General features: G+C 47.0%; 2 protein-coding genes. Both read right to left on the bottom strand.

Annotation, left to right across the window (positions count from 1 at the left end):
* The coding region (locus tag ACQRCC_RS15485) for a helix-turn-helix domain-containing protein (protein ID WP_427851643.1) at positions 1 to 191 on the bottom strand (191 nt) is incomplete at its 3' end.
* A gap of 47 nt (positions 192 to 238) precedes the next feature.
* The gene (locus ACQRCC_RS15480; RefSeq protein WP_427851642.1) at positions 239 to 1579 is read right to left on the bottom strand and encodes a ribonuclease III domain-containing protein; all 1341 of its coding nucleotides are present in this window, start codon (positions 1577 to 1579) and stop codon (positions 239 to 241) included.
* Between the last annotated feature and the right edge of the window lie 188 nt (positions 1580 to 1767).

Raw genomic sequence — 1767 nt, 5'->3', positions numbered from 1 at the left:
GTGAAATAGGACGGATCAACATGAAAAACATCACAGATTTTCTGAATCACACGTTCATCCGGGCTAAAAACGTTTTTCTCAAATCGGCTAATGTGATTACCAGAGAATCCAATTGCCTCACCAAAAGCTTTAAGCGAAAGGCCCAGATACGATCTGAGATCATGGATTCTATCTCCCATTTGTGTGCTCATGATATCACCTTACCAGTCGATAATAGGGGAACTGAAGACTAATATCTTTATTTCATAACCTCACGCCACTTGTGGGTATCCATGCCAGCTCCTTCGAGCATATTCAGCATCAGCTCGTATGAAGCCTTCTTCTTTGCCAGAACCTTGGTGACTGCGCTTCCAAAGCCATAGTACCCATCCGAATGGCATGTAACAGTCCATTTGTTTCCGTGGTTCGTGTATTCATACACAGGCTTCTCGTCCAGGTACTTTTTCTGATAAAGCTCCTGCACCTGATTGATGCTATTTTCAAGATCAGGCTGAATATCGGCTTCATGCAGATTTCTCCATAGCCCTTGGTACATGATATCGTTGTAGGCCCGGTTTGCCGCTGCTTCCCTTGCCTGGCTTCGGGTTTCACCCTCCACGCTCAACAGTCTGGATGTTTGAACACCCTTGTCGTTCTCCGGGATATTGAACTGGATTTCGCATCGATATTTACCATTCGATGCGTTATAGATTTTGTATGTCGGAATATGCCCGAATCTCTTCTGATGCCAGGCGTTGAGCTCGTCATAATATGACTTGATCAAGAATCCCTCGAATGATGTGTCCATCTGGATGCAGAGCAGCTCGTCCACAACCTTCTCGATGGTCGGCATATCCCAATTGCAGTCCATTACCACAGCACCGATCAGGGCCTCCATCATATCCTCAAGGGATGAATCGTTCTCCTTCTCACCCGTTCCGTAAAGGATATACTGTCCAAGACCAAGCGCCCTCGCTCTTGCCGCCAGGGATTCCTTTGACACGAACTGCTGCCTTACCTTGGTGAGCTTGCCTTCATCATATTTGCTCTGGAATGGGGAATCGAAACTGATGTAGTCATGATGCGCACAGTGCTTGAACATTTCCTTTGTTACAACGGCGGAAAGAACTGTGTCTCCCAGGAACTCCAATTCCTCGGAACAGGCATCAAGCCCATACTCGATCTGGAATGCACGTCTTGTAAAAGCCTGACGGAGCAGGTTCTGGTTTTTGAATTCGTAAGAGAGAACAGACTGAATCGATTTGACCGGTTCCGCTGTTGGGATGCGCAGGAGATTCACATAAGCGGTCAATTCCTCGCGCCACGCCTCAATGTCGAAACGATCATCCCAGTATACTTCCCCCATCTCCGGGTAGAAGTCATCTACTTCCGGCCTATACTTACTATTCAGCACACCGTCGTCCACAAGGGAGTCGTAGTAGTCCTTGATGGCAAGCAGGTTCTTCATCTGGTCGGTTCCACGCCAATCCAGGTTCTCGTCGTACCTGACACCGTAGAACTTTGGTTCCGGCCATGCGCAGTTCTCCGGCCAGGGTTTCTTGTAGCTCTTTGTTTTGCTCTGAAGCAGATCCTTAATCATAAAAAATCCTCCTAAAATTTCTTAGGAGGCATGACAGTATTATTTCGTTTGCAATCGCACCATGGGGATAACTATTCTCGATACCTATCTCCAGTGCACAAACTTTGAATACCTAACAACACTATTTCAACGCTACGACTCTGCCTGAAGGAGGAGTAATCCAACCTTTCAACCAGGACTGTATACGC

It is taken from the genome of Sporofaciens sp. SGI.106 (assembly GCF_050314255.1).
In the GTDB taxonomy this organism is placed as follows: Bacteria; Bacillota; Clostridia; order Lachnospirales; family Lachnospiraceae; genus Claveliimonas.
This window is presented reverse-complemented; position numbering and strand designations above follow the sequence as displayed.